Genomic DNA, 2978 nt, shown 5'->3' with positions numbered 1-2978 from the left:
CCCCTTTAGGGGTGGTTTGTGAAGGTGTGCGGTTGGCGAAACCTTCAGTGAGCCTTTTAGGCTCTGCCAAGTAACATGCCCTTATAGGGCAAGAGCAAACCACCCGTTTGACGGGTGGTTATGATTTGGCCTCTTGGAGTGAAATGAAAGAGGCAAAAGCGAAGGCACTCGATGTGTCAAGCTTTTTTTGTCATCACATGCAGTTGGTTTGGTTCTTTGCACAAAGTTGCTATATATACATTATTCAGTGTATAATGTTTATAGCATATTTCTAAATTAAGGCATGGTCTTATTTAGAGTTATAGATATTAAGGAGGTTTTTTTATGTCAGAGGGTTTAAGGTTTGTACAGGAAGAACTTAATGACTCTGTTAAGCTGAGTCTATTTGGTGAAGTAGATATTTATACATCTCAGGAGTTGAAGGAGAAACTTTACAGCATAGTTGATACCAATCAGACTGATTTGATAATAGATTGTAAAGAGTTGAACTATATTGACAGTACAGGTCTTGGTATTTTTGTTGGTGCTCTCAAGAAAACCAAACAGTACGGCAAAAAGATTATTATAACCGGCCTAAAAGACAACATTAAAAAGTTGTTTATTATAACTGGTTTAGACAAAGTCTTTATTATTGAATAGTGAGGTGAAAAAATGAATTCTGTTTGTGACAAAATTGAACTCACCCTGCCGTTTAAAGCTGAATATGTTAGTGTTGCACGGCTGGTTGCTTCGGGTGTGTGCAATCGGATTGGGTTTGACATTGAAACTATTGAAGACATAAAGGTTGCGATATCTGAGGTTTGCAGTAAAATAGTCAGCATAGGCAGCGAGATTGCTGATAATTACACTATTGTATATGATGTATCGGAGGATACTTTGAATGTTGTGTACGTTTGCGATGATCCATCTATAAAGTGTATATTTGATCATGAAAGGGACGGATTGGCAATAAACATAATAACTGCTTTGATGGACAGTGTAGAGCTGTGTGATAAATCAAACAGGATAATATCTATGTCAAAAGTGCTTGAGGGGAATAGATAGTCATGATGCACGATATAGTAAACAATAACAATGCTGTCAATGAGAACGACGAGTTGTTTAAAAGATATAAAGAGACCAAAAGCGTTAGAGTAAGAAATGAGATTGTTGGCAGATATCTTTATCTTTCGGAGATACTTACAAAGAAATTTTTAAATAGAGGCATTGATTATGAAGACATTTATCAGGTGGCTTCTATTGCTTTAATAAAGGCAGTGGAGAGATTTGATCCCGATAAGGGTGTTAAGTTTATAAGCTTTGCGACACCTACTATTATTGGTGAAATAAAAAGGTTTTTTAGGGATAAAGGTTCTGTTATCAGGATACCTAGAAGGATATATGAGGTTTACCAGAAGATCAACCAGGCCAGAGAGTTTTTGACGCAGGAATTAAAGAGGCCTCCTAGAGTAGATGAGCTTGCCAAACACCTAAATGTCAGCGAAGAAACAGTTGTTGAAATTATTGAATCCTATAACGCTTATAATATTCAGTCTTTTAGTCAGAGTGTGTATGCGAATGATGAGTTGGAGCTTCATGAAGTTATTGGTGGCGAAGATTCAACCTTCGAAAAAATTGAGAATAGAGATTTTCTTGAAAAGAGTCTTGATAAATTCAGCGAAGTGGAAAAAGAGTTTATACAAATGAGGTATTTTAGCAACAAGACCCAAAAAGATATTGCCCAGAAGATGGGGGTATCGCAGATGTATATTTCCAGGCTCGAAAGAAAGGTTCTGGATAAATTTAGAAAAATTCTAGCAAGATGAGTTTGTAGAATAAATCAACTATATTTATAGTTGATTGCCTGGGAATATGGAAATTACTGTGGTTGTATAGAGAATTTAAAGTAATGTTTACGACAATAGTATGGTGGGTATTATTATAATTGGAGTAGATATTATTTTAAGGGAGATAAGTTAAGTTGAAAGTATTAAAAACTTATAACTCGAAAGTATTAAGTGAAAAGGACAATATCTGTTGGCTCGTAAAGGACATAGTAAAATTCTTATGCGACTCAAGCGATACCATAAACGAAGATATAATTTTTGAAATTAAAGTAATATTAAATGAGCTCCTGCAGAATGCGATAAAGCATGGTAATAAAGAAGACGCAAGAAAGTCCGTAGAGGTTAATGCGGGCATAACTGCCAACAATTATGCCTATTTTATTATAGAAGATGAGGGGGAGGGCTACGACTGTGGAGCTATGTGCGAGAAGAAATGTGGTCCCGAGGAAATGGCAGACATATGCAATCTTAAAGAAAACGGACGGGGAATGTTGATCGTAAGAAGTTTGTGCGATAAGATAAGGTTTAATAAGAAGGGAAACAAAGTGATAGTATTGAAAAAGCTAAAATAGCATTGAAAGTAGTATAAGATATTCGGCTTGGGTAATAATAATACTATATCATCTGTATAGCACATCGAGAAAACAGCGAATATCATTGAATATTTCGTAGAATAATTAAGTATTCAAGCAATAAATTAATATAATTATGTTAAATAAGGGATTGAAGGGTTGAAACAATTTGGTGCAGGTGATATATTATTAAAGCTGTCGCTGATGAGCGGCGCTGAACACGAGAGTTTAAGACTAGATAAAAAGTTTTGAAAAAAGTTTTAAAAAAGTGTTGACAAATCAAAAATAACATGCTAATATGTAAAAGTCGCGCGGATGAAAAGAGCGCGAAACGCTTATAACAAGCGGATATGGACTTTGAAAAGTGAACAGTGTAAGATAACATGGAACTCGTTAAGTAATTTTGAGTAAGTAATTAAGAGCCAAAAAGGCTTTCTAATAAAAGTTTAAATCTTTTTTAGAGAGTTTGATCCTGGCTCAGGACGAACGCTGGCGGCGTGCCTAACACATGCAAGTCGAGCGGAGATATATAGAAGGTTTACCGGAAATATATCTTAGCGGCGGACGGGTGAGTAACGCG

At 35.8% G+C, this 2978-nt stretch carries 4 protein-coding genes and 1 rRNA gene; all 5 read left to right on the top strand.

Going from position 1 to position 2978, the window contains the following annotated elements:
- Positions 1–324 precede the first annotated feature (324 nt).
- On the top strand, positions 325–639 hold the full coding sequence (locus EFD62_RS17120; protein ID WP_069195015.1) for an STAS domain-containing protein: 315 nt from the start codon (positions 325–327) through the stop codon (positions 637–639).
- A gap of 12 nt (positions 640–651) precedes the next feature.
- Positions 652–1044 (top strand): ATP-binding protein, encoded by a 393-nt coding sequence (locus EFD62_RS17115; RefSeq protein WP_069195014.1) that lies wholly within the window; start codon positions 652–654, stop codon positions 1042–1044.
- 2 nt (positions 1045–1046) lie between these two features.
- Positions 1047–1805 (top strand): SigB/SigF/SigG family RNA polymerase sigma factor, encoded by a 759-nt coding sequence (locus EFD62_RS17110; RefSeq protein ID WP_128706576.1) that lies wholly within the window; start codon positions 1047–1049, stop codon positions 1803–1805.
- Between the two features lie 155 nt (positions 1806–1960).
- Positions 1961–2398 (top strand): ATP-binding protein, encoded by a 438-nt coding sequence (locus EFD62_RS17105; protein ID WP_069195012.1) that lies wholly within the window; start codon positions 1961–1963, stop codon positions 2396–2398.
- A gap of 454 nt (positions 2399–2852) precedes the next feature.
- Positions 2853–2978, top strand: a 16S ribosomal RNA gene (locus EFD62_RS17100); the annotation flags it as partial.

The organism is Acetivibrio mesophilus (genome assembly GCF_004102745.1).
GTDB lineage: Bacteria > Bacillota > Clostridia > Acetivibrionales > Acetivibrionaceae > Hungateiclostridium > Hungateiclostridium mesophilum.
The sequence above is the reverse complement of the archived record's forward strand: the minus strand, read 5'-3'. Positions and strand labels throughout refer to the sequence as shown.

Excerpts from the sequence above, each read along its gene's own strand:
- EFD62_RS17120 (WP_069195015.1), top strand. The coding sequence starts at position 325 with ATGTCAGAGGGTTTAAGGTTTGTACAGGAAGAACTTAATGACTCTGTT.
- EFD62_RS17115 (WP_069195014.1), top strand. The coding sequence starts at position 652 with ATGAATTCTGTTTGTGACAAAATTGAACTCACCCTGCCGTTTAAAGCT.
- EFD62_RS17110 (WP_128706576.1), top strand. The coding sequence starts at position 1,047 with ATGATGCACGATATAGTAAACAATAACAATGCTGTCAATGAGAACGAC.